Origin of the sequence: Pantoea sp. BJFS-204, assembly GCF_049310725.1 — a bacterium.
GTDB classification, from domain to species: Bacteria; Pseudomonadota; Gammaproteobacteria; order Enterobacterales; family Enterobacteriaceae; genus Pantoea; species Pantoea agglomerans.
The window spans coordinates 840,872-865,924 of sequence record NZ_JBMOWE010000001.1; the positions used below are offsets into that span (position 1 = coordinate 840,872).

Genomic DNA, 25,053 nt, shown 5'->3' on the forward strand with positions numbered 1-25,053 from the left:
TCACTCTACCGGTTAAACCTGCGCTGAGATAGCGCAGGATGCGGATTTTATTACGTTTGCACGTTTTTTAATCAGTTAATCGTTTCGCTTAATCACACTGAACTTTAATCGCCAGACCGCCACGCGAAGTTTCACGATATTTGGCGTTCATATCTTTGCCGGTTTCATACATTGTCTCGATAACCTTATCCAGCGAGACGCGGGGTTCGCTGGTGCGCCTAAGTGCCATGCGCGCCGCGTTAATCGCTTTAACCGAGGCGATAGCATTGCGCTCAATGCAGGGCACCTGAACCTGACCGGCTACCGGGTCACAGGTCAGTCCAAGGTTATGTTCCATGCCGATTTCAGCCGCCACGCAGACCTGTTCCGGACTGCCGCCCAGCAGTTCAGCCAGACCGGCCGCCGCCATAGAACAGGCGACACCCACTTCACCCTGACAGCCCACTTCCGCGCCTGAAATAGAGGCGTTCATTTTGTACAGCACGCCGATGGCGCCAGAGGCGAGGAAATAGCGCAGGAAAATGTCGGGTGTCACCGGCTCAATGAAGTGATCGTAGTAAGCCAGCACCGCAGGCACGATACCGCAGGCACCGTTAGTGGGCGCGGTCACCACGCGGCCTCCCGCGGCGTTTTCTTCGTTAACGGCCAGCGCATACATATTGATCCAGTCGATTACAATCATCGGATCGCTGGAGTGCTTGTCAGAGGAGGTCAGCAGACGACGCAGGGAGGCGGCGCGACGGGGCACGCGCAGTGGCCCTGGCAACACGCCTTCGGTATTCAGACCGCGGTCGATACAGGCCTGCATCGTCTGCCAGATGTTAGTGAAATAGGCATGGATCTCATCGCGGCTGTGCAGCGCCAGCTCATTTTTCATCACCAGACCTGAGAGTGACAGGCCGGTTTCACGACAGTGAGCCAGCAGATCTTTGGCGGAGTGGAACGGCCAGGGCACAGAGACTTCATCCAGTGCCGACTGTCCGAAATGCTCTTCATCAACAATGAAACCGCCGCCAACGGAGTAATAGGTTTTTGACAGGATCAGCAGTTCGCCCGCAAACGCGAGCAGGCGCAGGCCATTTTCATGCAGCGAGAGGTTCTCACTGCGAAATACCATGCCGCCTTCGCGCGGGAAATCCACTTCGTGTGCGCCTTTCGCCAGCAGCAGTCGCTCACGCTGCTCAACATCTTTAATAAAGGCGGGGATCGCATCGATATCCACCGCATCCGGCGATTCACCCGCCAGACCCATAATAATGGCGATATCAGTGTGATGGCCTTTGCCGGTCAGAGAGAGAGAACCGTAAACATCCACGGCGATCCGGGTGACCTCCTGCAGCTTTTCCTGTTCGCACAGCAAATCCACAAACTGTTTACCTGCTTTCATCGGGCCGACAGTATGCGAACTTGAGGGGCCGATGCCCACTTTGAACATGTCAAAAACACTAATCACAGGTGACACTCCTCACAATTATTCTCAGTCTGCCGGGGCAGTTTATGGCGCCCATAGTAATGGTCATGCACCAGGAAAGAGCAGCTTTTCGCATGAAATAAACTTATCAAAACTCATAGAAAAAATTATAGTGCAGCGCGCCAGTAACCTGACGGGCCGGAGAGAGAAAAACGAGAAAGGTTTCAGAATGCGATCTGAGCACTCAGTGATCGGATAATACCCGCGGTCATGCCCCACACCAGATAATCCTGATAGCGCGACAGCCAGACCGGGTGGCGAACGCCAGCCCGATGCACCTCCAGCGCGCTGTAGCGGCTGAGCTGCAAAGCCTCGGCCAGCGGCATCTCAAAGGCGCTGCTCACCTCATCCGGATTAATCGTTAATCGCAGATCGGCCGGAATGATCCCCAGTACCGGCGTCACCTGAAAGCCGGTGCTGCTGGTCACGGCGGGCAGTGCGCCTAATACCTCGACCTGATGCGGCTCAATGCCAACCTCTTCCTGTGCTTCACGCAGTGCTGTGGCGATGAGCGATGCGTCAGTGTCATCCTGCATCCCGCCGGGAAAAGCGACCTGTCCGGCATGTTTGCGCAAGGCGTGTGAGCGCTGCGTCAGCAACAGACCGGGTTCAGGCCGTGCCACAATCGGCACCAGCACCGCCGCATGGCGCCCGGATAGCAATTGTGTGCTGCGGGCTGGCTGCTGCAACAGAAAACGGCTGCGGAAATCATCAAGCGTCAGGGCCAACTGAACCTCCGGTTTGTTCCAGTGCCGGTAAGATCCGGCTGACTTTGTCGAGTGTTTCCTGATACTCCGCTTCGGGATCGCTGTCTGCAACAAGCCCGCCGCCCGCCGCACAGTAGAGCTGCTGACCTTCAGCGATCAGCGTGCGAATGGTGATGCTGGTATCCATCCGGCCACACAGGCTGAGATAACCGATGCTGCCGCACCAGGCATTGCGCCGCTGCGGCTCCAGTTCATCAATAATCTCCATCGCCCGAATCTTGGGCGCACCGGTAATCGAGCCGCCCGGAAAACAGGCGCGCAGCAGATCGGTGGCCTGCAGGGTGTCAGGCAACTGCGCCCGCACCGTGCTCACCAGGTGGTGCACGGCGGGGAAGGGTTCAACCACAAACAGTTCCGGCACCGTGACCGAGCCGGGTAGCGCCACGCGGCCAATATCGTTGCGCAGTAAATCGACAATCATCAGGTTTTCGGCCCGATCTTTTTCCGCATGGCGCAGCGACTCAGCCTGTTGCGCATCAGCAATCGGATCGTCACAGCGTGGCCGGGTACCTTTGATCGGTCGGGTTTCGATCTGCTTATTATTCAGCGACAGAAAGCGCTCCGGCGACAGGCTGAGGATCGCGCTCTCCGGCAGACGCAGAAAAGCGCTGAACGGCGCGCGGTTAGCCGCATTGAGTATACTGAACGCCTGCCACTCATCACCCTGGTAACCGGCCTGAAAACGCTGCGCCAGATTAACCTGATAACAGTCACCCGCCTGAATATAGGCCTGAACCGCCGCAAAACGCGCAGCGTAATCTTCATAGCTCAGGTTGGAGCGCCAGCGGCTGGTCAGTGAAAAGGGCACGGCCTCGCGCGCCGGCCATTGCGCCAGCCAGGCGGCGCGTTCTTCTGCGTTCTTTAACGCCACCAGCGTCAGGGTCTGCTGATGATGATCGGCAATCAATGCCCAGTCATAGATACCCACCGCCATGTCAGGCGTGGTGAGATCGGCTGCGGCCTGCTGAGGCAGCGACTCAAACCGGCGGCCCAGGTCATAACCAAACAGGCCCAGCGCACCGCCCTGAAACGGCAGGGCATCGCTGGCAGCCGGCGTCACGCCCAGCGCATCACACTGCTGCTGCACCAGCAGCAGGGGATCGGCGGTTGATTCGGTCGTGCCGGTCGGGTCGCTGAGGGTAGTCATCGCACCGCGGGTCACCAGGGTGGCGCGGGGATCGGCAGTCAGAATATCAAAGCGGTTGTCGCTGTGGTTCGCCTGCGCGGAGGAGAGCAGCATCGCCCAGGGCAGATGGGCAATCGGGGCAAAACGCTGAATCAGCGCATCCGGGGTATAATCAAGACTGAGGGTTTCAACAATCATCGGGCAGAGAAATCAGAGAGCAAAGAGGCGGTCAGACTGCCATATTTTTTCCTGACTGGCACCTGTTAGTTCCGCGTGGGATACTGTCTGCCCCAACGCAGGAGTGAAACATGTTTATAGGAATACCGGCTCTCTCTCATGAGCAGCAGCAGCAGGCCGTCGAACGTATTCAGGAATTGATGGCGGGAGGTTTGTCGAGCGGTGAAGCGATCACCCAGGTGGCGCAGGAGATCCGACAAAATTTCAAGGGCGAACGGATTCGGGCGCTATTCGAAGACGAAGATGAAGAAAACGAAGAGGAATAACGCCCGGCGTTTTAACGTGCAGCGATAATTTTAATTTCGATTTTGTACTTCGGATTCAACAGACCGGCCTGTACCGTGCAGCGCACCGGCGCATTACCTGGCGAGACCCATGCGTCCCATGCGCGGTTCATCGCAGGGAAATCGGCCTTATCCACCAGAAACAGCGTCGCATCAAGGATTTTGCTTTTATCGCTACCGAGCCGTGTCAGAATCGCATCAATCACTGCCAGCGCATTGGCTGTCTGCGCTTCTGCGTCGGCATCCAGATTCTCAGGCACGCTGGTGTAATAGATCGTGTCGTTGTGGATCACGGCTTCGGACATACGGTGTTCCGGGTCAATGCGGGTAATACTCATCGGTTTCTCCCTGGTTAATTGCGCATTAGCCTGGCACACTCCCGACATCGCTGTCACCCCTTACGCCTTACAGGCAGCGCTCAACAATCGCCTGTCTGTCCGCCATCACCTGAGGCGCCATCCGGAAAGTCGTGAAATATTTCACCTCAGCCCCTTTTCGGCGGGGCGACACATCCGCAAAAATCGAATCTTCCCAGGTAAAAACGCTGATCTCGCTGCCGTTGGGCTGGGTGTGGGTGGTGTTATCTCTGGCAATGACGCTGGTGGTGGACCAGCCGCGATAAATACAGTCACTAAGCTGAGGGACGGTGCGGGTGCTTTGACCCTGAAAAACAGGCTGCTGCAGACGAGCCTGATCAGGCGTGGGTGCCTGGCAGCCGCAGAGCAGCAGCACGCCAGCCAGAGAGCCGATGCGGAAACAGTTCATACATTCCTCCGCCTGAGTCAGGCAGTCGGGTTAAGGCCATCTGTTTAACACCGCCTGAACGGCTGCAATGTTAAACCAGTCTCAGCACGTCAGCCTACGGGTGCCACATCCCAACGGTAAGCTGATTTAATCATTATAATCCGCGCGTTTGTTTACTCGCTGCGTTCCTCTGCATTTGCTAACTGCATCACACTGTCTGCATCATGATCATGAGCCGCGGACGTTGTCACTGTTGCAGCCCAGCTGTACTGAAGCAGCATAAAGCGTCGAAAGAGCGGGAGAAGTGAGGGCACGCGCGGCATAAAAATGTTATAAAACAGCAGATAAATCGCGCTACGGATGAGGATTCAGGCATGGCGAATACGCAGTATCTTTTTTGGGTGATGGTCGGCGCACTGACGCTGCTGTTTATTGTGGTTTCGGCATTTGTTGGATTGTCCCGTGGCAGTAAGCAGGGCTTTATTACCTTCGCTATTCTGTTCATCGTTATGCTGGCGGGGGCGTTGTACGTCCGCTTATAAGCAGGTCGCAACAGCAGCGTCGCCAATAATCGTGATATCAGGTCACCAGCCAGAAACAGATAAACGCCCAGTACCAGAATGAGCCGTATCTGGCTGAGCGGCCTGCTTTATTTGCCGCTTTTTATCTGGCCAGTGTTGAATCAACCCTGCTATAGCTGCTCAAAAAACTCACCATGCAAGGGTAGCGCTTACAGCGAAAATCCGCCGTGATATTGATGGTGAGATCCTGCGGCGCCCCATCTGAACGTCGTCTGCGTTATGTTCTTCTCTGGATTACCCACCAGCGGATCGATATGTCTCCCCGCCAGCACGCCCATCTGTCCAGGCGGCGCATATCTGATAAAAGGTATTCTTCCAGCAGGCATACATAACGTTATTTTTGCTAGCCGCTGGCCTCTGAAGTGAAAATGTAATAAGCGACATCAGCGGGGGCGATTCCTTCAACACGTTTTTGTGCAATACCCTGTTTTACAGATTCTGGAAAACGCAGGTAAATACGGTTGTCTTCACTAAATAAAGCCTTATCTATCTGTTTCCCGTCATCTTTGAAACAGGATGCATAGGTGTCCCTGAATATTTTACTGACATTATCGATATCTCTGCTGAGTAAAATGATTTCATTTTTTTTCAGATAGTTGCTCTGAATGTTTTGACTCGCTGCAGGGTGGATTAAAAATGTTGCGCTGGGTAATGTTTCCCTTTGCGCCCCTGAGCAATAAATCAGGGTAGCCGCCGAACCCGTCATTGCGGCATTGATGGTTTTTATCGGAATCCTTGAGCCCCTGACGGCCTGACCGCCCATATAGCCGGCTTCCATGTCGCCGCCAAAGCTGTTTATATAAAGCGATATTTCTTTTACAGCAGGGTAACTTGCATTAATATCATCGATGCCTGCCATCAATTCTGCCACTTTAGTGCCATTAACCTCGCCAATGTAAACGATTTTTGCCGATTTTATCTCTTGCGCTTTCAGGGTGTTATTTATCACCACTGACGTTTTTGCTATGCAGCAAGCGGAAGTGACGCCCAATAACAGAAAAGTGAAATAACGCACCATAAAAACTCCATTTAAGGGTGTGACGCTGTCAGTTTAAGGATCAGTAATGTTTAAAAAGAAAATAGCCCGTTGTAACTTCCAGGGTGATGATATAGAAGATAAGTACGATGAATATCAATAATAAACTCGCTCTGGCGTAGTTTTTCTTTGAACGTTTAGTCCTTCGGTTTAAGGACCAGTAAAGCAGCATGAAAAGATTTAATACGGGTATGCCAGTTAAAATTAATGTGACAATCCAATCCCATAGGGAGACATCATCGATGATTTGATTACTCTTTTCCAAAATATTTTCACGTTATGTTGTGTGGTGGAGTAACGACGTTAGCCGTTACGACGTGCAGATCATTTCCTGACAGCTGACGAGTTTTTATTGATTCGCTGAGGATAAACGTCAGACCAGTCTGGTTGTTCGCCGGACATAATCGCGCGCCGCTGTGCAGGGCTGATCCCCTGGTTTATATGCGGCATGACAGGTTCACTATGTTGACCAACTGGGTTAAGTTTGACCTCATCGTTGGTAACGCAACCGCTCAGCGTCAGAATCACTAAGCTATACCGGGGTAATTTTGGGAACAATGATATTTCTCCTTATTGATTTAATTGTGTCCTGACTGACAGATGGATGCAACAGGGCAGCAACAGCCAGATTACATCCCACTTAACTTATAATATAAAACCCCACTTCATTTACATTAACGGATATCTTTAGCGAGATAGTCTTAAACGGCCTTTTAAAGAGGACGGATGCCGTGAGGCATGGTTTCTATTGTGATGTGACTCATCCGGCGACAAGTTTTTATTGCCTGTGAGAGATAACAGAATTCCTGAATTTTAATTACCTCGCTACCATCTGTTAAGTCAGCGTGGCTGCATCAGAGGAAATATTCAATCCGCTAATGCTCACAGATTACGTTTAAATTCTGTCTCTTTTATATCAGGGATTTTCTCTTATAACAACAGAACGATGTTTAATGCTATTCCTGTTGATTTTTTATTTAATGTTACCTTTCTTTGTGCATGATTGTGCTTTGAATCGCATCATTAAATTTTCGTGTCCCTATATTATAGGTAGTTAAGTTCCGGCCTTTTATTCATTAAACGAGTAAGAGGTTTTTTTGAAAGCACAGTTTTTTCAGCGGCGAATTATCAAACCCGCTATCCGACTGACGTCAATGATAACGCGGCTGGAGGAGGCGAATGGGCATCCGATTAACCGGTACGCTATCAGCACCGGCTGTGACGCAAGGCTGTTTCACGCAGTGGCGAAGCAGAGTCTGCGGCAGCGCCCGCATTTCTCATATCTTTTGCGAGCCTTGCAAAACAGATGGCAGGAGTAAGCTACACTCAAAGGGCATAGCAAAATTGCTATCTGACACCGGAGGAAATTATGTCTGAACGCCCTGATTACGATGAGCCGCTGCCCGATGACGCTGAGATTTATCCTGAAGATGAGGAAGAAGATGAAGAAGAGGAACCATTAGAAAAGGATGTCTAGCGTCACCTGCATAATCTTTTATGACGCGTTATCGCGTTGCACCGCAAAACCGCCTGCGTGCAGTTTTGCGGTTTCTTACGTCGCCTGAATTTAGTGCAAAATTTCCCTCCCGGCTCGTTTCGACGATCAAAATGATAAATACAGAAAAATGAAACTCTTTTATTCAGAGAGATTGATATCAACCCTTTCCTGAAGTGCTTAAAAACGTAACATCGTGGTGTTTGTTAATTAAATTAACACTGATTGTAATTATAAACTCTTTATTCGTTCTGATTTTGATTTAACGCATTTTGTCACCTTGCTGATTCAGTAGTCAGCGGAATAGTATCCCTGCCGCAAATAAGCTTATAAAGCAGGGATAAAAATGAAATTACCAAAAATGTTAAGTCTGGTTGTGGCGCTTTCTACCCTCAACGTAGCCGGTGCGGCGGAACCGCACTGGACGTACGAAGGCAAAGCTGGCCCGGAACACTGGAGCGAACTGACCAGCGACTTCCACATCTGCCACGAAGGTAAGTCCCAGTCGCCTATCAATATTAAAGATCCGATTGAGGGACATTTACAGGCACTCGATCTGGCCTACCATACGTCGGCTGAGAAGGTGATCAACAATGGCCACACGATTCAGGTGACCGTTGATGAAGAAGATGATTTTGTACTGGATAGTGAAAAGTTCACGCTGCGTCAGTATCACTTCCATACGCCGAGTGAGAACCAGATCAATGGGCACACCTTTCCCCTTGAAGCCCACTTTGTACACAGCAAAGAGGATGGCGATCTGGCCGTGGTCGCGGTGATGTTTAAGGTCGGTGAAGATAATCCGGCGCTGGCACCGTTGATCGACGCTATGCCGAAACAGGAAAACCAGCAGGTAACCATTAATCGCCAGGTAAACTTACGCGATCTCTTCCCGGAAGATCTGCACTATTATCGTTTCAGTGGCTCCCTGACGACGCCGCCCTGCAGCGAAGGGATTCGATGGCTGGTGCTGAAACAGCCGGTTTCGCTCTCTCAGGCGCAGCTCGACGCCTTTAAACAGGCGCTGAAAACCACCAATAATCGTCCGTTGCAGCATCTCAATGGGCGCATGATTGTAGAGTAGTCACAGCGATTTCTACTGCCTTTCGCGGTGCAACTTCTCATCAGGTATCCCGGTGCTGCGAGAGACTCTTTTCAGGCGGCCCCGTGCCGCCTTTTTCTCATCTTTCAGACGCGACCCTGAGCCACTGGCTGCCACACTCCCAACGGCTAAAAATAGACAAGCCATTGATAATTATCAATTTTGCTTTGTTGATCCAATACTGACATAATTACAGTGTTTTTGCCGTTCTTAGTGAGGGTATGTGGCAGACGATTTTGCAGTGGATGGCGCGCTGGCGCTGGCGATCGCAGGCTTTAAGCCGCGTGAAGCACAGCGTGAGATGGCGCAGGCGGTATCTGAAGCCGTAAAACAGCAGGGTGAACTGGTGGTCGAGGCCGGTACCGGCACCGGAAAAACTTATGCCTACCTGGCTCCCGCTTTGCGGGCCGGTAAAAAAGTGATTGTTTCCACCGGATCCAAGGCGCTGCAGGATCAGCTCTATGGCCGCGATCTGCCTACGATGATCAAGGCGCTGGATTTTAAAGGTAAAACGGCCTTGCTGAAAGGACGCTCCAACTACCTTTGCCTGGAACGCATGGAACAGCAATCGATGGCGGGCGGCGATCTCACCGCGCAGGGGCTGACCGATCTGGTGACGCTGCGCAGCTGGTCATCGCAGACGGAAGATGGCGACATCAGCAGCTGTGCGGGCGTGACCGAAGACAGCCCGGTCTGGCCGCTGGTCACCAGCACCAACGATAACTGCCTCGGCACTGACTGCCCGCGCTATAAAGAGTGCTTTGTGGTCAAAGCGCGTAAGCGCGCGATGGACGCCGATGTAGTGGTCGTGAACCACCACTTGTTTCTTGCTGACCTGGTGGTGAAAGAGGGCGGCTTTGGCGAACTTATTCCCGAAGCTGATGTGATGATCTTCGATGAAGCCCATCAGCTGCCCGATATCGCCAGTCAGTATTTTGGTCAGCAGCTCTCCAGCCGCCAGTTACTCGATCTCGCCAAAGATATTATTACCGCCTACCGCACCGAGGTGCGTGATGCTCAGCAGCTGCAGAAATCCGCTGACCGCCTGGCGCAGTGCGCGCAGGATTTTCGCCTGTCATTAGGCGATCCCGGCTATCGCGGTAACCTGCGTGAACTGCTGAGCGATAACAACATCCTGCGGATGTTTACGCTGCTGGATGATGCGCTTGAGCTCTGTTACGACGTTATCAAACTCTCACTGGGCCGTTCAGCCCTGCTGGATGCCGCCTTCGAGCGAGCCGCGCTCTACCGTGGCCGGTTAAAACGGCTGCGGGCGATTAACGAGCCGGGCTACAGCTACTGGTATGAATGTACCTCACGTCACTTTATCCTGGCGCTGACGCCGCTCTCGGTGGCAGAACGCTTCCGTGAAGTAATGGATAATCGTAAGGCTGCATGGATCTTCACCTCAGCCACCCTGGCGGTGGATGAGAAAATGGCACACTTCGCCGAACGGCTGGGTGTGAATGCAGCAAAAAGCCTGATTCTGAACAGCCCGTTCGATTTTGCGAAGCAGGCGCTGCTCTGCGTTCCGCGCAATCTGCCTGAGCCTAACCGTCCGGGTGGTGCACGCCAGCTGGCCGCAATGATGAAGCCGCTGATTGATGCTAATAAAGGCCGCTGTTTCTTTCTGTGCACATCGCACCTGATGATGCGTGAGCTGGCCGCAGAATTTCGCGCCTCAATGACGCTGCCCGTGCTGGTGCAGGGTGAAACCAGCAAGGGTCAGTTGCTGAAACAGTTCATCGATAAGGGCAATGCCCTGCTGGTGGCGACCAGCAGCTTCTGGGAAGGCGTGGATGTGCGGGGTGATGCGCTGTCGCTGGTGATCATCGATAAACTGCCGTTCACCTCACCGGAAGATCCGCTGTTGAAAGCCAGAATGGAAGATTGCCGGATTCGTGGCGGCGATCCCTTTACGGATGTGCAGCTGCCGGATGCGGTGATCACCCTGAAGCAGGGCGTGGGACGTTTAATCCGCGATACCGACGATCGTGGCGTACTGGTGATTTGCGATCAGCGTCTGGTTTCTCGTCCTTATGGCGCGCTGTTTCTCAATAGCCTGCCACCGACGCCGCGCACCCGGGACATTGCCCGCGCCATCGCCTTTATCCGCCAGCAACCCGAACCAGACGCGTAATTTTATGCTAAGATGCGCGCCGTTTTCTTTCTTCTGAGGTAGTCATGTCAGCCCGAATTTTAGCGCTGGATACGGCGACAGAAGCCTGTTCAGCCGCCTTGCTGAATCAGCAACAGATTGATGCCCGATTCGAAATTGCCCCGCGCGATCACACCCAGCGTATTTTACCGCTGATCGAAGAGCTACTGCTGGCACAGCAGCTGGAACTGACCGACCTGGACGCGCTCGCCTTTGGTCGCGGCCCTGGCAGTTTTACCGGCGTGCGGATTGGCATTGGTATTGCGCAGGGACTGGCACTGGGCGCTTCTCTGCCGATGATCGCGGTTTCCACGCTGGCAACGCTGGCGGAAGGCGCGTGGCGTCTGCACGGTGCTACCCGGGTATTAACCGCTATTGATGCGCGGATGGGCGAGGTCTACTGGGCCGAATATCAGCGTGATGAACAGGGTGCCTGGCAGGGTGAGGCCAGCGAAAGCGTGCTGTCGCCCGAAGCGGCACTGGCCCGGATGCAGGCGCTCTCTGGCGAATGGGTGACCGCAGGCACCGGCTGGAAGGCTTATCCTGCCCTGCAGCAGGGACACGAACTTACCCTGAACGCCAGTGACGTTACGCTGCCCGCTGCAGAAGATATGCTGCCGCTGGCAACCCTTGCGCTGGCACAGGGGAAGACGCTGCTGCCGGAAACGGCGGAGCCCACTTATCTGCGTAATGAAGTCGCCTGGAAAAAATTACCTGGCCGGTAAAATGCACGCAACTTATTATTATGCGTCCAGTCTAACTCTTTACCTAACGGGAGAACGTCTATGTCGTCAATGTGTGGTAAAGGGCTTTCAGGTCTGCTGCTGACCTGTGTGCTGGCGTTAACCGGTTGTGTCTCAATTCCTGACACGCTGCAGGGCAGCTCACCTCAGCCGCAGCAGGATCTGTTGCGGGTCATGAGCGATCCTTCGCTCTTTGTCGGGCAGGAATCTCGCTTTGGCGGCAAGGTAGTGAATGTCACTAACCTGAACGGCAAAACCCGGCTTGAGATTGCTGCACAGCCGCTGGATGATAGCGCCAGACCACGTCTGGGTGCGGCCTCGGTCGGTCGGATTTATGCCGATATCCGCGGTTTTGTTGATCCGGTGGATGTCAGAAATCAGTATGTGACGGTGCTGGGTACCCTTAAGGGGACAGAGCAGGGCAAAATTGGTGAAGCGGATTATAAATTTGCGGTCATCGATGTGCGCGGTTATCAGCGCTGGCGACTTACCCAGCAGGTGACAGCTCCACCTCAGCCGATGGATCCCTGGATCTGGTATGGTCCGACCCGCCATCGCGGTGGATACTGGGGCCCGAATCCCTACTGGGGAATGATGAACAGTGGGCCGGCAGAGGTGCAGACCATTCTGACTGAGTAAGTGCAAAAAACATTTAAGTATCAGCCCGGTCGCGGTGCTCGCTGCCGGGCTTTTTATTTGCCTGTTTTATCAGCACGAAATTTAGTGATGCACTTCGCAACCTCAACATGCCAAAACAGGCAAACTGGTACAATCAGTTAAAATATTGTTAACAAACCAGATTGGCTGAGGCAGCGATGGAAATACAACAAAATTATCGGGGTGGATCCTTGAATAAGGTTTGGCTGAAACGCTACCCGGCAGATGTGCCTGCCGAAATAAGTGCAGATCGTTACACCTCGCTGGTGGATCTGTTTGAGCAGGCCGCAAAACGCTACGCCGATCAACCCGCGTTCCTGAACATGGGTCAGAAGATGAGTTATCGTCAGCTGGAAGAGAAGAGCCGCGCTTTTGCCGCCTATCTTCAGCAACAGCTGGGCCTGAAAGCGGGTGACCGGGTGGCACTGATGATGCCGAATTTACTGCAGTATCCGGTGGCCCTGTTTGGTGTGCTGCGTGCAGGTATGGTCGTGGTCAATGTGAATCCGCTCTATACGCCGCGCGAACTGCAGCATCAGCTCAATGACAGTGGGGCCAGTGCGATTGTCATTGTCTCGAATTTTGCGCACACGCTGGAAAAAGTGGTGGCGAAAACCGCTGTGCGGCACGTCATCCTGACCCGGATGGGCGATCAGCTGGCGCCAATAAAAGCGACGCTGGTTAACTTTGTCGTTAAGTATGTGAAGAAGCTGGTGCCCAAATACCATCTGCCGGGGGCAATCTCATTTCGCCACGTACTGGAAGTCGGCGAAACGCTCAATTATCAACGCCCGACGGTCTCCAATGACGATCTCGCCTTCCTGCAATACACCGGTGGCACCACTGGCGTGGCCAAAGGGGCGATGCTGACCCATCGCAACATGCAGGCGAATCTTGAGCAGACCCGCGCGACCTACGGCAAGCTGCTGCGTGACGGTAAAGAGTGTGTCGTCACCGCGCTGCCGCTTTATCACATCTTTGCCTTAACGGTGAATGGCCTGCTGTTCCTGGAGCTGGGCGGTCAGAATCTGTTGATCACCAATCCGCGCGATATCCCCGGCTTTGTTAAAGAGCTGGGGAAATTTCCGTTTACCGCCATTACCGGCGTGAACACGCTGTTTAACGCGCTACTCAACGATGAGCAGTTTAATAAACTCGATTTTTCAACGCTGCGTCTTTCCGCCGGTGGCGGAATGGCGGTGCAGAAAGTGGTGGCCGAGCGCTGGGAAAAACTGACCGGACACTATCTGCTGGAAGGCTATGGTCTGACAGAGTGTTCTCCGCTGGTGTCAGTCAATCCCTATGACATCAGCTGCCATACCGGCAGTATCGGTCTGCCGGTGCCCTCGACCGATGTGCTGATTCTGGATGACGACGGCAATGAAGTTCCTCCGGGTGAACCGGGCGAACTTTGCATCAGCGGCCCGCAGGTGATGCTGGGCTACTGGCAGCATCCGGAAGCGACAGCGGAAGTGCTGAAAAATGGCTGGCTCCACAGCGGTGATATTGTTACCGTTGACCAGGAAGGCTTTATTCGCATCGTTGACCGCAAAAAAGATATGATTCTGGTATCAGGTTTTAATGTCTATCCGAATGAAATCGAAGACGTGCTGATGCAGCATCCTAAAGTGCGTGAAGCCGCGGCTATCGGTGTGCCCAGCGATCTTTCTGGCGAAGCGGTAAAAGTCTGCATCGTGAAAAAAGATGCATCGCTCACCAAAGAAGAGGTGCTCGATCACTGTCGCCGTCAGCTGACCGGTTACAAGGTGCCGAAAATCATTGAGTTTCGTGATGAGTTGCCTAAAACCAACGTCGGCAAGATCCTGCGGCGTGAGCTGCGCGACGAGGCGAAACCCGGCGCGAGCTGAATCCGGGCAGAAATTGAGGTTGAACGCCGGCATGTCCGGCGTTTTTATTGTTTTTAACATGGAGCGCCGCGCGTTGTTGGCTGCGGTGGAAATCAGACGTGAACTATTCCCTTATCGACCAGGATGATCAACTGGCAGACGTGTGTCAGAAAGCGCGCCAGCACGCGGCGGTGGCCCTGGATACCGAATTTGTCCGCACCCGCACTTACTACCCTCAGCTTGGCCTGATCCAGCTGTTCGACGATCAGCAACTGGTGCTGATTGACCCGCTGAATATCCGTGACTGGTCACCCTTTATTGCCTTGCTTACCGACACCCGCGTCACCAAATTCCTGCATGCCGGGGGTGAAGATCTGGAAGTCTTCCTGCACCGTTTCGGCGTGCTGCCGACGCCCATGATCGATACCCAGATTCTGGCTGCCTTTTCTGGCCAGCCGCTCTCCTGGGGTTTTGCCTCAATGGTGGCGCATTTCACTCAGGTCGAACTCGATAAAAGTGAATCACGCACGGACTGGCTGGCGCGCCCTCTGACCCAGCGTCAGTGCGAGTATGCGGCGGCGGACGTTCACTATCTGTTGCCAATTGCGCGTCAGCTGATGATCAATACGGAAGAGGCCGGCAATATGTCGGCGGCACTCAGTGAGTGCGATAACCTGTGTCAGCGTCGTCTGGATAGCCTGTCGCCGGATGAAGCCTGGCGGGATATTACCAATGCCTGGCAGTTGCGCCCGCGTCAGCTGGCGGCGTTACAGCGACTGGCGGCCTGGCGTCTGAAGCTGGCGCGTGAAAAAGATATGGCCGTTAACTTTGTGGTGCGCGAAGAGCACCTGTGGAAAGTGGCGCGCTTTATGCCCGGCTCGCTGGGCGAGCTGGATCATCTGGGGCTGTCAGGCCACGAAATTCGTTTCCACGGCAAAGCGCTGGTGGCGCTGGTGGCAGAAGCTGAGGCGCTGGATGAGAGCGAACTGCCGGCTCCGCTGGGCAATCTGATTGACCATCCGCACTACAAGCCAGTGTTTAAAGCGATGAAAGCGCTGGTGCAGCAGGTGAGCGAGCAGAGTGGATTCAGTCAGGAGCTGCTGGCGTCACGACGTCAGATTAATCAGGTATTAAGTCAGCACTGGGGCCTGAAGCCACAGGGACGTCAGCCGGAGTTACTCACCGGATGGCGGGGCGAACTGCTGAAACCCGGCATTGAGGAGATTCTGGCGGGTTGTTAACCGGTTAAATTTCCCCTGCCAGAGCGCAGGGGAAATTCAGCAAACGGTCAGCGTCATTTAGTCACTTCATCCGTTTCCGGCAGCGTCACGTTCAGCTCCAGAATCGAGATATCATCACCTTTCTGGTCGAGCTGAACCGTTACCATTTCTGGATCGATCTTCACATATCTGCAAATCACTTCCAGAATGTCGCGCTTAAGTTGCGGAAGATAGTGGGGCTCACTGTCGCCCCTTCTCCGTTCTGCCACGATAATCTGCAGCCTTTCCTTGGCTATATTGGCAGTGTTCTTCTTCCGGGATAAAAAGAAATCAAGTAATGCCATGGTTTATCCCCCGAACAGGCGTTTCAGGAAACCCTTCTTCTCTTCTTCGATAAAGCGGAAGGGGCGTACTTCACCGAGCAACCGTTCAACGGTATCGGCATAGGCTTTGCCAGCATCAGATTCGCCGTCAAGAATCACCGGTTCGCCCTGGTTAGAGGCACGTAACACCGATTGATCTTCAGGGATCACGCCGACCAGAGGAATGCGCAGGATCTCCAGCACATCTTCCATGCTCAGCATATCGCCACGGTTCACCCGGCCAGGGTTATAGCGGGTCAGCAGCAGATGCTCCTTCACCGGGTCCTGACTGTTTTCAGCGCGACGGGATTTGGATGAGATGATGCCGAGGATGCGGTCGGAGTCGCGGACAGAAGAGACTTCCGGGTTGGTGGTAATAATGGCTTCATCGGCAAAGTAGAGCGCCATCAGTGCGCCCGTTTCAATCCCTGCCGGTGAGTCACAGACGATGAAATCGAACTCCATCTTAGCCAAATCGTTCAGAACTTTTTCAACACCCTCACGGGTCAGCGCATCTTTATCACGGGTCTGCGACGCAGGCAGAATGTAGAGCTGCTCCGTGCGTTTGTCGCGAATCAGCGCCTGGTTCAGTGTGGCATCGCCCTGGATTACATTAACAAAGTCGTAGACCACACGGCGCTCACAGCCCATGATCAAATCCAGGTTACGCAGACCGATATCAAAATCGATCACAACTGTCTTTTTGCCTTTCTGCGCTAAACCGGTGGCGATGGCCGCGCTTGACGTGGTCTTACCAACGCCCCCTTTACCGGATGTAACTACAATAATGCGTGCCATAAATGTTGATTTCCTTAACAAAAGAAAAGGGGCCTAATTAAGTGTCTGGATAGTCAGCGCGCCATCCTGCAGGCACAGGCGCGCAGCTTTACCAAAAAATTCTTGCGGGATCTGATCCATGATCCAGTACTCTCCGGCAATCGAGACCAGCTCGGCAGCCAGGTTGGTACAAAAAATCTGGCAGTTGCGATCACCGCTGGCACCCGCCAGGGCGCGACCGCGCATCATGCCGTAAATGTGAATATTGCCATCGGCGACCAGTTCGGCGCCGGCGCTGACGCTGCTGGTGATGATCAAATCGGCGTCACGCGCATAAATCTGCTGGCCCGAGCGCACCGGGGTGTTCACGATGCGGGTTTTCGTTGCTACCGTTTCGGTTACAGCCGGCAGTGGTTCTGGTATCGGCTGCGGCGCGGCGGCTTGCGGTCTGGCCTCTTTACCTTCTGCCAGCACGGGCAGGCCGGCACGGGCGATCATACGTTTCAGCGCTTCATCTTTGCAGCCGCTTACGCCGACAATGCGTAAACCGGTGGCGAGAACCGCCTGTTGCAACAGTTTCCAGTTAACATCGGCACTTAATGTCGAGACGTTAAGTACCACCGGCGCGTTTTTCAGGAAATCTGGAGCCTGGTCAATCTTGTCCTGGAGTGCCTTGCGAATCACCGCAGGGTCATGGTGATGCAAATGGACGACAGACAGGGTGAAACTGCTACCTTTGAATTCGATTGGCGTTTGCGACATCTGTCCCGACTCAGTCCTGTTTTCACTACCGAAAGCCTGGCGATGATAAAATCATCGTGGAAGCGCTAACGGTGAATATTCGAAGTTCTGCAAGCATGTTATAGTTACAGCTATATTCAGACAAGCCTCAACGCCGGTTAATTCGAGTAAAAAATATGTTTTGTGTGATCTACAGAAGCCCGTTACGTGACCAGACTTATCTCTATGTTGAAAAAAAGGACGATTTCTCGCGCGTTCCGGAAGAATTGCTGAAAGGCTTTGGCAAGCCGCAGCTGGCGATGGTGCTTAAGCTGGCGGGGCGGGACAGGCTGGCTAATGCGGATATCAATAAAGTTAAGCAGGGATTAAGCGAGCAGGGCTATTATTTACAGCTCCCTCCGCCGATTGAAAGTCTCCTCAACATTCATTTACAGGCCGATAAAAAACTTTAACTCGGATTCTTCTGTAAATATAAATCCTGTCGGTGCGATCCTGGCAGGATAATATTGCCCTGATGCTGCGCAAAATTAACGGTGCAGCTTATCTGTTTCACCCCTTTTTAAATTCCCTGCTCAATTTTTTCTCCCGATTTGTACGATTATTCAGCGCTTCAACCCCTGCATTTACGCTTTCTGACAAATTACGCACCCCGGACCGTTAAAAGGATCTTATTATCACGCTATGAGGTTGGCATTTCGATCAACGCATGAGCAAACATCAACCCGCCAGCAGCGCTGGCATCACACCTAACCTGAACAGGGGATGAGCATGTATCAGCATCGTAACTGGCAAGGCGCTCTGTTAGATTTTCCGGTCAGCAAAGTGGTTTGCGTCGGGAGTAATTATGCAAAGCACATTAAAGAGATGGGCAGCGCAACCCCAACCGAACCGGTGATCTTTATCAAGCCGGAAACGGCGCTGTGTGATTTGCGTCAGCCGCTCTCTATTCCCGACGCGTTTGGCGAGGTCCATCATGAAGTTGAACTGGCGGTGCTGATCGGCGCGACACTGAAGCAGGCGACCGATGCGCATGTGGCTAAGGCGATTGCAGGTTATGGCGTGGCGCTGGATCTGACACTGCGTGACCTGCAGGCCGGGCTGAAAAAAGCGGGCCAGCCGTGGGAAAAATCCAAAGGCTTTGATAACGCCTGTCCTGTCTCTGGTTTTATCCCGGTGACGGAATTCAGTGGCGATCCGCAGAATGTCGAGCTTAAATTGCTGGTGAACGGTGAAGTGCGTCAGCACGGCAACACCGAAGACATGATTCATAAAATCCTGCCGCTGATTGCCCATATGAGCCACTACTTTACGCTGCGTGCAGGCGATGTGATTCTGACCGGTACGCCAGAAGGGGTAGGCCCGATGCGCTCGGGTGATCAGCTGGAAGTTTCACTGGCGGGTCACGGCATCAGCACGCGCGTACTCTAAAAACTTGCATCACCGCCGCATAGGCTTTATAAGGTGCGGTTTAGGCACAATCCGGACAAATCATCATGACTGACACCCCTTTCTGGCAACAAAAACGCCTGGCACAAATGAGCGATGAGGAATGGGAATCCTTGTGTGATGGTTGTGGACAGTGTTGCCTGAACAAATTGCAGGACGCCGACACCGATGAGATCTACTTCACCAATGTCGCCTGTGATCAGCTCAATATTAAAACCTGCCAGTGCCGTAACTATGAGCGCCGCTTCGAGCTTGAAGAGGATTGCATCAAGTTAACGCGCGAAAATCTGACGACCTTCAACTGGCTGCCGCGCACCTGCGCCTACCGGCTGCTGGGTGAGGGCAAAGATTTACCCGTATGGCATCCGCTGCGGGCCGGTTCGAAAACAGCGATGCATGCGCAGCGTATTTCGGTGCGGTATATTGCGGTGCGTGAGAGTGAAGTGCGGGACTGGGAAGATCACATCATTGATCGCCCCGATCGCAACGGCTGAGTGCCGCGCTATCAATCGGAACAGAAAAAAGGCTGCCAGTGGCATAATGCTGGTCAGTTAAGCGACAGGTGATAACGCAGTCTGGTCCCGGGCAGGGGCTGGCGGTCCTCGCGCCGCTGCGCGGTTCCTTCACTTCATTCCTCTGCCTGACGGACCGCCGGGGATGGCACATCCTGTGCCGCCCCGCCTTTCGCCCGCGTCCTGCGGGCTCTCCTGGCAGACTCATTCTGTTCAGCGCTGCGGATTACCTGCCCCTGCCCGGCCCCAGCCTGCTCTGAAACTTCAGTGTGTATTGTTAAAAAGGGCACGAGAGTGGAGGCCTGAGCGCCTCTGCTGCTGAAAGGGCTATCCGCAGCGCTGAGGCGTGACGGTGGGCCAGAAGTCCACGCCGGGAAGCGTGGACAGTTCGGGGCCGGCCAGGGAGGGCCGATCCCCGAACGGTTCGTCGGCGCGCCGTCAAAGCCGAAGGTACCGCGTGAGCGGCGCGAGGACGGCCCGGCAGCAGCAGAGGTGCGCTGGCCCGCACTGCGGCTCGCTCGCACAGAAAAAAAGCTGCCACGTCTGACCGTGACAGCCTTTACAACTCTAATCTTAACTGACCAGCATTATGCCAGTGGCAGCCTTTTTTGATCTCAGCGACCAAAGAGATCGCGGCGTTTAGGTTTCAGCGGCTGGGCTATCAGCACCAGCGCCGCGACCAGCAGATAACCGGCGAACACCACAATCATCCACTGCGGCATGCTGAGCGTCAGGAAAGTCCAGCTGCGTTCTGCACAGTCACCGCTGGCAAGAAACACCGACGGCAGCCACTTATCCAGCGGTAAGCCGCTGGGGAAGCGGGCAGCAAAATCACAGGTGGTGAAGGGGTTAGGGTGCAGCTGAATCATGGTATGTTCATAAGAGAGACGCAGACCTTCCCAGGCACTGTAGATCCACAACGCCAGCGCCGCCAGACGCAACGGCGATTTCGGCGCAATCGCACCAACCAGACCCGCGCCCAGCACACCAAACAGCGCATTGCGCTCATAAATACACATCACGCAGGGCTTCAGGCCCATTACGTGCTGAAAAAAGAGTGCTGTTAATTCCAGTGCAAGTGCAGTCAGTGCCAGTAGTAACCAGGCTCCGCGACCACGTGAGCATTGATTCAGATATCGCAACATATTGCATTCCCTGTAAACGTTAATGCCACGCAGTGTAAACCAAAAGCGTTTGCAAACCAGCCAGGGACAGGGAAAAATCGTGTGCAAACATGACCTGATTCTGATCCAGAGCAGGTTAAATGAGGATAAGCCAGACCTTATCTGCAGAACGCTGGTCAGTGAAGAGCGGGGAGAGCCGCAGTGGCGACAGAGGTGATCGCATGCGGCAGGAGGCGAAACGGCAGGCGCGGGTTATATGCTGCCAGCGTTCAGCGCTTTCAGGGCGGCTGTACGCTGACACTCAGCGGTGCTGTGGCACGCGCCATTTCAGCGCAGAAAGTCGTTCAGCCCGCCCGTGATCCTGAAGCCGCTGATACTGCGGTCAGGCATGCTGAAATATGCGCCTGCGCCCGGTTTTAATGGTTACGCAGGCTATATCCGCTATAGGGCGTCTGGTATGATGAGTGCCCATCATGATTAGAAAAGCAACGAGAACACATTGCTATGGTTATAAAGGCTCAGAGTCCAGCGGGATTTGCTGAAGAGTATATTATTGAAAGCATCTGGAACAGTCGCTTTCCGCCAGGGTCGATTCTTCCTGCTGAGCGTGAGCTTTCTGAATTGATTGGGGTGACGCGCACCACCTTGCGTGAAGTGCTGCAGCGCCTGGCGCGCGATGGCTGGCTGACTATTCAGCACGGTAAACCGACGCGGGTGAACGATTTCTGGGAGACGTCCGGCCTGAATATTCTGGAAACGCTGGCCCGTCTCGATCACGACAGCGTTCCGGTGCTGATCGACAACCTGCTGTCGGTACGCAGCAACATTTCATCGATCTTTATCAGCCGTGCGCTGCGCCATCATCCGGACAAAGCACGCGAAGTGCTGGAAACCGTCAGTGCGGCTGCCGATCAGGCTGATGCCTATACCGAACTCGACTACCGGGTGTTCCGCGGTCTGGCGTTTGCGTCAGGTAACCCGATTTACGGTCTGATTCTGAATGGCCTGAAAGGGCTCTATACCCGCGTTGGCCGCCACTACTTCTCTAATCCGGAAGCCCGTCAGGTCGCGCGCGATTTCTATCTCAAACTGCTGGAACTGTGCGACAAAGAGCCAGGACAGGATGAGATTGTGGACGTGGTGCGCAACTACGGCCGCCGCAGCGGTGAAATCTGGCACAGTATGCAGAAGAATCTGCCCGACGATCTCGGCAGTAAGCGTTAAAAAAAACCGGACATCGCGTCCGGTTTTTTGTTTTAACCCATCAGAGTGATGAACCACGTGGTGGATTTCGATCCAGCAGCTCTACGCTGCCATCCTCATTCTGCTGTTCCAGAATCACATCAAATCCCCACAGACGATGTACATGCTTCAGCACCTCGCGACGGCTCTTATCCAGCGGCGTGCGGCTCTGCGGCACATAGCGCAGAGTCAGCGAACGGTCACCGCGCAGATCGACGTTATAGACCTGAATATTCGGTTCGAGATTACTCAGGTTGTACTGCGCAGAGAGCTGCTGGCGAATTGCCCGGTAGCCCGCCTCATCGTGGATCGCGGCGATTTCGAGATAGTTGTTGCGGTCATCATCCAGTACGGTAAACAGACGGAAATCACGCATGACTTTCGGCGACAGGAACTGGCTGATAAAACTCTCATCCTTGAACTCGCGCATCGCAAAATGCAGGGTTTCCAGCCAGTCGGAACCGGCGATATCCGGGAACCAGTAGCGATCCTCTTCGGTCGGCGACTGACAGATACGCTTGATATCCTGCATCATCGCGAACCCTAAAGCATAGGGGTTGATGCCGTTATACCACTGACTGTTATAGGGCGGCTGAAACACAACGTTGGTGTGGCTGTGCAGGAACTCCATCATAAAGCGTTCCGACACTTTGCCTTCATCATAGAGGTGATTGAGGATGGTGTAGTGCCAGAATGTCGCCCAGCCTTCATTCATTACCTGGGTCTGTTTCTGCGGATAGAAATACTGGCTCACCTTGCGCACAATGCGCAGGATCTCACGTTGCCATGACTCCAGCAGCGGGGCGTTTTTCTCCATAAAATAGAGCAGGTTTTCCTGCGGCTCAGAGGGATAGCGCGCGGCTTCAAAGGTCACGGTCTCTTTCTCACGCCGTGGCAGCGTTCGCCACAGGGTGTTCACCTGACTTTGCAGATACTCCTCACGGCTTTTCTGCCGCGCCTTCTCCTCCTGCAGAGAGATCTTCTGCGGGCGCTTATAGCGATCGACGCCATAATTCATTAAGGCATGGCAGGAGTCGAGCAACCGCTCTACCTCTTCGACGCCATAGCGCTCTTCGCAGTCACTGATATAGTTTTTGGCAAATAACAGGTAATCGACAATCGACCCGGCATCCGTCCAGCTGCGGAACAGATAGTTATTTTTAAAGAAAGAGTTGTGGCCATAGCAGGCATGCGCCATCACCAGCGCCTGCATGGTCATGGTGTTCTCTTCCATCAGGTAGGCGATGCAGGGATTGGAGTTGATGACAATCTCATAGGCCAGACCCTGCTGACCATGCTTATAGCGCTGCTCGGTCTCGATAAACTTTTTGCCGAATGACCAGTGTGAATAGTTGATTGGCATGCCGACGCTGGAGTAGGCATCCATCATCTGTTCAGAGGTAATCACTTCGATTTGGTGCGGGTAGGTATCAAGCCGGTAGAGTTTAGCAACCCGGTCGATCTCGGCTAAGTAGACATCAAGCAGTTCGAATGTCCAGTCTGGTCCGTCATTGAGTCGTTTGCTGTCTCTGATGGCTTCGTCAAAGATTGTCGTCATAGCGCACCTCTTTTTTGCAAACCGGCTGACCCGAAAGACAACCCGTTCTGGTTATTTAAGGCTTCATCCTGAAAAAGGGAACCCGAAAAAAACTGAGCGAACACAACAATGATAGCCCACTGTCGCTTATCCGAAATGCGAACTCAAACGAATTCTTTGGCACAAAATCATTAAGAGTGGTGCGGCAGAGAATTTAACAGCCTTTAATACTAGCCTTATTATAAATTGCGGAATCAAATCCTGTTTATAAGCGGAATGTATGGGGTTGAATGAATCTCCTGCAACAGGCAGATTTAACTGCCTTCGTTGTCATTTATTTCTGTGTTTAAGGATTAAGACGCATAAAGCGCTGAAATTGGCCGTGCGACAAGATTTTAGTTACCTGAAAAGTAAAAAAGATGTGAAATGGATGGTGAAATTCTGTGGTGGTGTCCGCTATGTAAATCCGCTGACTATCATCAGTTGAACAGTGAATTATGCTTTTACAGGTCGGGTGGGGGAGCTATGCACGTTGTAATTCTTGGAAGTGGTGTGGTCGGGGTGGCGAGTGCCTGGTATCTGGCGCGTGCCGGACATCAGGTGACGGTCATTGATCGTCAGCCCGCCGCAGCGATGGAGACCAGTGCAGGGAATGCCGGTCAGATCTCTCCGGGTTATGCCGCACCCTGGGCAGCGCCCGGCGTGCCATTGAAAGCGGTGAAGTGGATGTTTCAGCGCCACGCGCCGCTGGCTATCCGGCTGGATGGCAGTAGTTTTCAGCTGGAGTGGATGTGGCACATGCTGCGCAACTGCGACATCAATCACTATCAGCAGAACAAAAGCCGCATGGTGCGGATTGCCGAATATAGCCGTGACTGTCTGAAAGCGCTGCGCAGTGAAACCGGCATCGCCTATGAGGGCCGTCAGGGCGGGACGCTGCAACTGTTCCGTACCCAGCAGCAGTTCGACAGCGCCAGCAAAGATATTGCGGTGCTGCGCGACGCGGGCGTGCCCTATGAGCTGTTGCAGGCGCATGAACTGTCTCGCGTTGAACCGGCACTGGCGGCAACTCAGCATAAACTCACCGGCGGATTACGCCTGCCCAACGATGAAACCGGCGACTGTCAGCTCTTTACTCAGCGGCTGGCAAAAATGGCCGAAGAGGCGGGCGTAGTCTTCCGCTTTAACACTCCGGTCGACCACCTGCTGCGCGATGGCAATCGCATCTATGGCGTGAAGTGCGGCGATGAGATTATCAAGGCGGACAGCTATGTGGTGGCGTTCGGTTCCTACTCGACCGCGCTGTTAAAAAATGTCATCGATATTCCGGTCTATCCGCTGAAAGGCTATTCACTCACTATTCCGATTAAAAATCCTGACGCCGCACCGGTTTCAACTATCCTGGATGAGACCTACAAAGTGGCGGTGACGCGGTTTGACGATCGTATTCGTGTCGGCGGCATGGCGGAAATTGTTGGTTTTAACACCAAACTCACCGAAGCGCGGCGGGAAACGCTGGAGATGGTGGTCAGTGATCTCTATCCTGAAGGCGGTCATCTCGCGCAGGCGAGTTTCTGGACCGGTCTGCGTCCGATGACGCCAGACGGTACGCCGATTGTGGGCGCCACACCGATCTCTAATCTCTGGCTCAATACCGGTCACGGTACGCTGGGCTGGACGATGGCGTGTGGTTCTGGTCAGTTGCTGGCCGATCTCATCTCCGGTAAAAAGCCGGCCATTGCGGCGGATGACTTAGCGGTGTTCCGCTACTTACCCGGTTTCGCGGCGACCTCATCGCCGCTGCGTAACGCCAACGCAACTCGTTAAGTATTCAGGGAGAGAGA

General features: G+C 53.7%; 24 protein-coding genes. 13 read left to right on the top strand and 11 right to left on the bottom strand.

The genetic code is table 11. The features are described 5' to 3' along the window. Window positions 1-88: 88 nt before the first annotated feature. From ACO6VX_RS03785 to pabB, 3 genes are all read right to left on the bottom strand, one after another. Window positions 89-1,453 carry an L-serine ammonia-lyase gene (locus tag ACO6VX_RS03785; protein ID WP_422457706.1) on the bottom strand — a complete coding sequence of 455 codons (1,365 nt, stop codon included), beginning with the start codon at window positions 1,451-1,453 and terminating at the stop codon, window positions 89-91. Window positions 1,454-1,635: 182 nt separating this feature from the next. Further along, a complete protein-coding gene (locus ACO6VX_RS03790) occupies window positions 1,636-2,199 on the bottom strand; it encodes a CoA pyrophosphatase (protein WP_022625545.1) in 564 nt (187 codons plus the stop codon). Further along, the gene (gene pabB, locus ACO6VX_RS03795; protein WP_422457708.1) at window positions 2,183-3,562 is read right to left on the bottom strand and encodes an aminodeoxychorismate synthase component 1; all 1,380 of its coding nucleotides are present in this window, start codon (window positions 3,560-3,562) and stop codon (window positions 2,183-2,185) included. The genes ACO6VX_RS03790 and pabB overlap by 17 nt, the downstream gene beginning before the upstream one ends. A gap of 110 nt (window positions 3,563-3,672) precedes the next feature. On the opposite strand from pabB, the gene ACO6VX_RS03800 reads away from it, so the two are divergent. After that, complete coding sequence (locus tag ACO6VX_RS03800; protein ID WP_010260545.1) at window positions 3,673-3,867, top strand: YoaH family protein; 195 nt, start codon at window positions 3,673-3,675, stop codon at window positions 3,865-3,867. An 11-nt stretch (window positions 3,868-3,878) separates the two neighbouring features. Here ACO6VX_RS03800 and ACO6VX_RS03805 read toward each other — a convergent pair whose 3' ends face one another. Continuing rightward, complete coding sequence (locus ACO6VX_RS03805) at window positions 3,879-4,223, bottom strand: RidA family protein (protein WP_003852699.1); 345 nt, start codon at window positions 4,221-4,223, stop codon at window positions 3,879-3,881. 67 nt (window positions 4,224-4,290) lie between these two features. Further along, complete coding sequence (locus ACO6VX_RS03810) at window positions 4,291-4,650, bottom strand: hypothetical protein (protein WP_010260549.1); 360 nt, start codon at window positions 4,648-4,650, stop codon at window positions 4,291-4,293. A 353-nt stretch (window positions 4,651-5,003) separates the two neighbouring features. Here ACO6VX_RS03810 and ACO6VX_RS03815 point away from each other — a divergent pair, with 353 nt between their 5' ends. After that, the gene (locus ACO6VX_RS03815) at window positions 5,004-5,171 is read left to right on the top strand and encodes a hypothetical protein (RefSeq protein ID WP_010260551.1); all 168 of its coding nucleotides are present in this window, start codon (window positions 5,004-5,006) and stop codon (window positions 5,169-5,171) included. Window positions 5,172-5,553: 382 nt separating this feature from the next. Here ACO6VX_RS03815 and ACO6VX_RS03820 read toward each other — a convergent pair whose 3' ends face one another. Next, window positions 5,554-6,228: an ATP-dependent Clp protease proteolytic subunit gene (locus ACO6VX_RS03820; protein ID WP_422457712.1), complete on the bottom strand. Its 675-nt coding sequence runs from the start codon at window positions 6,226-6,228 to the stop codon at window positions 5,554-5,556. A gap of 1,859 nt (window positions 6,229-8,087) precedes the next feature. Here ACO6VX_RS03820 and ACO6VX_RS03825 point away from each other — a divergent pair. The 6 genes from ACO6VX_RS03825 to rnd all read left to right on the top strand — a co-directional run bounded on the left by ACO6VX_RS03825 (window position 8,088) and on the right by rnd (window position 15,489). Further along, entirely contained in the window at window positions 8,088-8,825 is a 738-nt protein-coding gene (locus ACO6VX_RS03825) for a carbonic anhydrase (RefSeq protein ID WP_422457714.1), read from the top strand. Between the two features lie 241 nt (window positions 8,826-9,066). Next, entirely contained in the window at window positions 9,067-10,983 is a 1,917-nt protein-coding gene (locus tag ACO6VX_RS03830; RefSeq protein WP_010260556.1) for an ATP-dependent DNA helicase, read from the top strand. Between the two features lie 44 nt (window positions 10,984-11,027). Beyond that, window positions 11,028-11,726 carry a tRNA (adenosine(37)-N6)-threonylcarbamoyltransferase complex dimerization subunit type 1 TsaB gene (gene tsaB, locus ACO6VX_RS03835; RefSeq protein WP_346440803.1) on the top strand — a complete coding sequence of 233 codons (699 nt, stop codon included), beginning with the start codon at window positions 11,028-11,030 and terminating at the stop codon, window positions 11,724-11,726. 60 nt (window positions 11,727-11,786) lie between these two features. Next, window positions 11,787-12,383, top strand: coding sequence for a Slp family lipoprotein (locus ACO6VX_RS03840; RefSeq protein WP_031592781.1), 597 nt, complete (start codon window positions 11,787-11,789; stop codon window positions 12,381-12,383). A gap of 209 nt (window positions 12,384-12,592) precedes the next feature. Next, window positions 12,593-14,269, top strand: coding sequence for a long-chain-fatty-acid--CoA ligase FadD (gene fadD, locus ACO6VX_RS03845; RefSeq protein WP_187495991.1), 1,677 nt, complete (start codon window positions 12,593-12,595; stop codon window positions 14,267-14,269). 98 nt (window positions 14,270-14,367) lie between these two features. Then, window positions 14,368-15,489, top strand: a complete 1,122-nt coding sequence (rnd, locus tag ACO6VX_RS03850; protein ID WP_010260566.1) for a ribonuclease D — start codon at window positions 14,368-14,370, stop codon at window positions 15,487-15,489. A 53-nt stretch (window positions 15,490-15,542) separates the two neighbouring features. Here the strand turns inward: rnd and minE are convergent, their stop codons facing one another. Genes minE through minC form a run of 3 tightly spaced genes read right to left on the bottom strand, consistent with a single transcriptional unit; the run spans window position 15,543 to window position 17,369 of the window. Continuing rightward, window positions 15,543-15,812 carry a cell division topological specificity factor MinE gene (gene minE, locus ACO6VX_RS03855; protein ID WP_008925314.1) on the bottom strand — a complete coding sequence of 90 codons (270 nt, stop codon included), beginning with the start codon at window positions 15,810-15,812 and terminating at the stop codon, window positions 15,543-15,545. Window positions 15,813-15,815: 3 nt separating this feature from the next. After that, a complete protein-coding gene (gene minD / locus ACO6VX_RS03860; protein WP_010260569.1) occupies window positions 15,816-16,628 on the bottom strand; it encodes a septum site-determining protein MinD in 813 nt (270 codons plus the stop codon). A gap of 33 nt (window positions 16,629-16,661) precedes the next feature. After that, the gene (gene minC / locus ACO6VX_RS03865) at window positions 16,662-17,369 is read right to left on the bottom strand and encodes a septum site-determining protein MinC (RefSeq protein WP_010260571.1); all 708 of its coding nucleotides are present in this window, start codon (window positions 17,367-17,369) and stop codon (window positions 16,662-16,664) included. A gap of 155 nt (window positions 17,370-17,524) precedes the next feature. Between minC and ACO6VX_RS03870 the strand changes: the two genes are divergently transcribed. From ACO6VX_RS03870 to ACO6VX_RS03880, 3 genes are all read left to right on the top strand, one after another. Then, complete coding sequence (locus ACO6VX_RS03870; protein WP_010260572.1) at window positions 17,525-17,800, top strand: YcgL domain-containing protein; 276 nt, start codon at window positions 17,525-17,527, stop codon at window positions 17,798-17,800. Window positions 17,801-18,116: 316 nt separating this feature from the next. After that, a complete protein-coding gene (locus ACO6VX_RS03875; RefSeq protein ID WP_010260576.1) occupies window positions 18,117-18,776 on the top strand; it encodes a fumarylacetoacetate hydrolase family protein in 660 nt (219 codons plus the stop codon). 65 nt (window positions 18,777-18,841) lie between these two features. Next, window positions 18,842-19,288: a YcgN family cysteine cluster protein gene (locus tag ACO6VX_RS03880; RefSeq protein WP_010260578.1), complete on the top strand. Its 447-nt coding sequence runs from the start codon at window positions 18,842-18,844 to the stop codon at window positions 19,286-19,288. A 632-nt stretch (window positions 19,289-19,920) separates the two neighbouring features. Here the strand turns inward: ACO6VX_RS03880 and dsbB are convergent. Further along, window positions 19,921-20,451: a disulfide bond formation protein DsbB gene (dsbB, locus tag ACO6VX_RS03885; RefSeq protein WP_010260580.1), complete on the bottom strand. Its 531-nt coding sequence runs from the start codon at window positions 20,449-20,451 to the stop codon at window positions 19,921-19,923. 483 nt (window positions 20,452-20,934) lie between these two features. Between dsbB and fadR the strand changes: the two genes are divergently transcribed. Next, a complete protein-coding gene (gene fadR, locus ACO6VX_RS03890) occupies window positions 20,935-21,654 on the top strand; it encodes a fatty acid metabolism transcriptional regulator FadR (protein ID WP_010670276.1) in 720 nt (239 codons plus the stop codon). A gap of 40 nt (window positions 21,655-21,694) precedes the next feature. On the opposite strand, the gene ACO6VX_RS03895 is transcribed toward fadR, so the two are convergent. Further along, complete coding sequence (locus tag ACO6VX_RS03895; RefSeq protein ID WP_010260586.1) at window positions 21,695-23,230, bottom strand: SpoVR family protein; 1,536 nt, start codon at window positions 23,228-23,230, stop codon at window positions 21,695-21,697. Between the two features lie 504 nt (window positions 23,231-23,734). Here ACO6VX_RS03895 and ACO6VX_RS03900 point away from each other — a divergent pair. Then, entirely contained in the window at window positions 23,735-25,036 is a 1,302-nt protein-coding gene (locus ACO6VX_RS03900) for a D-amino acid dehydrogenase (protein WP_010260588.1), read from the top strand. Window positions 25,037-25,053: the final 17 nt, after the last annotated feature.